Source organism: Microcystis sp. LE19-41.2A, assembly GCF_027530405.1.
GTDB classification, from domain to species: domain Bacteria; phylum Cyanobacteriota; class Cyanobacteriia; order Cyanobacteriales; family Microcystaceae; genus Microcystis; species Microcystis aeruginosa.
On record NZ_JAPZQJ010000404.1, the window covers coordinates 1 to 4,030 of the forward strand.

General features: G+C 47.6%; 2 protein-coding genes and 2 pseudogenes. All 4 read right to left on the reverse strand.

The genetic code is table 11. The features are described from left to right. Positions 1 to 218 (reverse strand): annotated as a pseudogene (locus O9290_RS16460) (hypothetical protein); the annotation flags it as partial. Between the two features lie 83 nt (positions 219 to 301). After that, complete coding sequence (locus O9290_RS16465) at positions 302 to 619, reverse strand: KGG domain-containing protein (protein ID WP_190718232.1); 318 nt, start codon at positions 617 to 619, stop codon at positions 302 to 304. A gap of 526 nt (positions 620 to 1,145) precedes the next feature. Beyond that, positions 1,146 to 3,389 (reverse strand): IMS domain-containing protein, encoded by a 2,244-nt coding sequence (locus O9290_RS16470; protein ID WP_288057625.1) that lies wholly within the window; start codon positions 3,387 to 3,389, stop codon positions 1,146 to 1,148. Between the two features lie 47 nt (positions 3,390 to 3,436). Beyond that, a pseudogene (locus O9290_RS16475) lies at positions 3,437 to 3,874 on the reverse strand (RNA-guided endonuclease TnpB family protein); the annotation flags it as partial. Positions 3,875 to 4,030 lie beyond the last annotated feature (156 nt).

Here is a 4,030-nt window from a genome sequence, read left to right on the forward strand (position 1 = left end):
TGTGGGGTGTGGGGTGTGGGGTGTGGGGTGTGGGGTGTGGGGTGTGGGGTGTGGGGTGTGGGGTGTGGGGTGTGGGGTGTGGGGTGTGGGGATAATAAATAAAAGCTGCCTTCTGCCTTCTGCCTTCTGCCTTCTGCCTTCTGCCTTCTGCCTCCTGCCTTCGTTAACGGGGATAGGGGAATGGGGGAATGGGGGAATGGGGGAATGGGGGAATTCAACTAAAATCCTAAAACCCCAACACCCTAAAACCCCAACACCCAACACCCAACACCCTCTTAGTCCGAGAAAAGGTCAACCAAAGTTAACTATTTGCCTCCGAGTTGCTAAAATCTGAGTAGTTTTCACCTATAGACTCGTTGGCCGGGTAATTTTCCTCGGAGTTTGAGTTTTTGCCACTGCCTTTGTGGGAATTTTTGCCCCCTTCCCGTCCGATAGCTGCCATGTGGGCGCGATCTCGGCTAACCGCTTCACCACCTTTTCGTCCCGCTTCGCGAGCCTCTTCGGAGGTAAATTCGTGGGCTGTACCTTTTTGATGAGCAGCTTTACCACCTTTACTAGCGATTTCCCGTTGTTTAGCTTGATCCATAGAGGCAAAACCGCGTTTACTCTTACCTGTCATAATATCCCTCCTGTGTGAATGCTGATTTTAAAAGTTCTTAAAGACTTATGCGAGATTTTTAAAACATCAAAATCATGGTCTTGTCGGTGGGCAAAACATTGAGATTGCCCCGCTTTCCTCCTCTAAGAACTATGGATTCCTACCTAGTATCATAACTCATTAGCTTGACTTCTAGGGAACTAATTACAGCAATCAAAGAGCATATTTTATGTTAAAAAATATTAAGCGAATCGAGCATTTATCAGTCTAAAGATATAGAAGTTATCTTAATGGTGAGGTACAAAGTTTGCCTTTGCAGGAGTCGGTCTTCAGTTATCAGTTATCAGTTATCAGTTATCAGTTATCAGTTATCAGTTATCAGTTATCAGTTATCAGTTATCAGTTATCAGTTATCAGCTTTTTTCTCCCTGCTCCCTTCTCCCCACTTCCCCACTTCCCCACTTCCCACTGAAAAGGCTGCCATGCACTCTTAATTGGATGTGCGGGCAGCCTAAAGCCTAGTTTTTGGGGATTTAATCGGGAAAAATCAGGGTAAGAGTTGGGTTTTTTCGATCAACCATTTATCTCCTTGCCGTACCAAATCATAGCGCAGGTTCAAGGACTCATTATAGGAACGATTGACAATTTCCTTGCCATTATCGAAATACATGGCCTTTTCGTTGACTGTCGCTTCCACCGTGGCTAAATTAGGATTTTTCGCATTATTAGTGACCGATCGCACATCCACTTGATGATCGTAGCGCCAATAGTTATTTCCCTGTAAAGCCGCCGCCCGTTTTTGCCAAATTTCCAAAGCTGAACCCGTTAAAACCTCTTTCAATTGCTCTTTTTGGTGTTCACTGCCAAAAGCAGCCGATTTTGCTGCTAACCAAGCTTGAATCGTCTCCTTGGCCGTTTCCTTATCTAAGGGATTCCCTTCCATAACCTCCGCGTTAGCCGAAGGAATTTCTAGTATGGGAGTATTTAAAGAAATCGGTAACTGTTCCCCTTGCAAGGCTGCCAAAGGAGATTGACTATCGACAATTGCCTTTACCCCCAAGGACAAAACTGCGAGCGTTCCCACTAATCCTACCCCCAATATTGCCACTCGATCGAGTCGTAGTTTTCTGCGGGCCGGTCGTCTCCGTTTCGGTGGGACTAGGGCAGTTTTTACCGTTTCTGGGGCTGCCGGCCCGGAGTTACCCGCTGCTGGGGTACGCGAGCGACGGGGACGACGACGGAGGGGATTAAGTGCCGGTTGACGATAGGCTGCTGTCACCACCACACTGCCCTGAGTATAGGGGGTGAAAGTTTCCTCCTGAGCAGTGGCTCTCAGGGCAGGTACAGCAGAGCTTGTCCGCTCACCGTTAGCTCTAGCTAAAGACGGTTTTTGGGGACGAGAGTGGGAAGAATAAGCAGATTCCCTCATCGGTGTCGCTCCTGGCACTGGGTTTAAATGGGTGGGGGGGGTGTGGGTTTTGAGAACAGTTACTTCCGATTCTAAAGGTTCGCCAACCTTTTCTTGAACCGACACGGGAACTTTTTCGTCAGGAAAACCTGACAATTCTTCTAAATAATTTTGTACCTCTTCCTCGGCAAAATACTCTTTTAGTGAGGCTTTCCGCTCAACCAAATCACTAAAATGGCAGAAAACTTCTGTTTGTAACCAACGCTCACCGTAACGACATAACCCAGGTAAGAGATCGGGAGATTGCCCGGATTGTTCCTTAATATAATTTAATATTTCTTGCTCTTGACTTTTTTCTAAAATTGTGATTGCTTGTTCGGTTTGACCGAGCAGTAGGGCGCAGATCGATCGCTCGAGGGAGACATCCTGATGTTTTTGTAATTGCTGCAAGCGAGCGCTGGCCGCAACGATAGCGGCGGGTTGTTTTTGGGCGAAACCGCGGGCAATCAAGGCATAAACCAACAGATAATTACCCACCGACGAGGGGCGTTGTGCCTCTTTTGCCCAGATTTTTTCCTGTTCGGCCTGAGTTAAATAAACCCGTAACTGTTGAATAAAGCGTAAAAAATTATCCACCCCCAACCCAGAGCGATCGTCGCCCTGGCCATCGATGCCGCCGCGAGCTTCTAACATCTCTTCCAAGAGATTCAAGCCGCGCTGACGGGCAAGACTAGGTTTTTTTTCCTGGGATAACAATTCCAGAATCCGGTAGGGACGCAGGCGATCGCAATCATGGCGGATCTCGCTGGCCACTTGCGGGAACATTTGTTCTTGTTCCAACCAAGTCAGGGCCTTGGCTGCGGTGCTGGCCGCCTGTTCATAATTTTTATCCTGCCAATATTCCCGACTTAATTCCCCGTAGGCCAAAGCCAAGGTTAAGATCATGTCTGGGCGAGTAGTTGGCTCTAAATCTAGATAAGTTTCGGCCAAACGAATCACTAACTCGTATTCTCCCAACTCTTGCAGGATGAGCAAAGCTCCCACCAGATCGGCGGGGGCAATGGTAATCTGGGGAGTGGGATATTCTGGAGAAGCGGCGGCCACCTCCCCACCCTGAGAATCTAGGTTTTCGGCACTGCTTTCTGGGTTGAGAAGCAGGGGATTGGGGTCAAAAAATTGAGCATCATAATCACGACGGCGATCCGCAGCACTTAACACTTGGTAAGCTTCATCTAACAAGTGCTGACGGGCAATGATCGCTGTTTGACTGTATTCTTGACGTGGCAATTGCCGTCCCCGGTCGGCGTGGGCCAAATCAATCTGCTCGGCACTCACCTGAAAGGGGATTCCCAATATCCTGTAGTAGTCGAGAGGAATTCGCACGGTTAGCTGTACCTCAACTCTGGAGAGTCCTTAGTAATCTACTCCCGTTAAAGCGTCAGCTTAACGGGAGCTTTCTGTAACCCTAAACTTATCGGGCAAGCCAATAAATTCGGCTCTCTGGGCTGGATTACACTCAGCCCCAAAAGTCTAATCATCTTGCTACCGTTCGCGTCTGCGTCACCAATCCAACCACAAGTCTTATTGCTACACTTAAACGATTTTCCGCTTCTAATTCCGATATGTAGGCAACAATGACAGGTTTGAGAGGTATATCGTGGATTAACCGCGATAACCTCAACTCCTTCTTTAATGCCTTTGTATTCGAGAAATTGTCGAAGTTGATAGAAAGCCCAAGAGTTAGACCGTCTTCTCTCGGTCTTATTTCGTGGTTGTTGGTTGGTTCTCTCTCGAATACCGGTTAGGTCTTCAATAGCGATAATCGAGTTAGTTAATTTTGCCTCGGCAACGATAGCTTTACTGATTACTTGACACTCTCCGCCCTAAAAGTGCGGAGATTCTTGGGCTGAATCTTGCCGCTACTAGCAAAGCTAATTTTGGTCTTACAGTTTCATGTCTAGTCCGACTACACCTACAAGGTAAGCACTCTTAAAGACTACTCCCCAAGCGTAAATTTCTGTGTG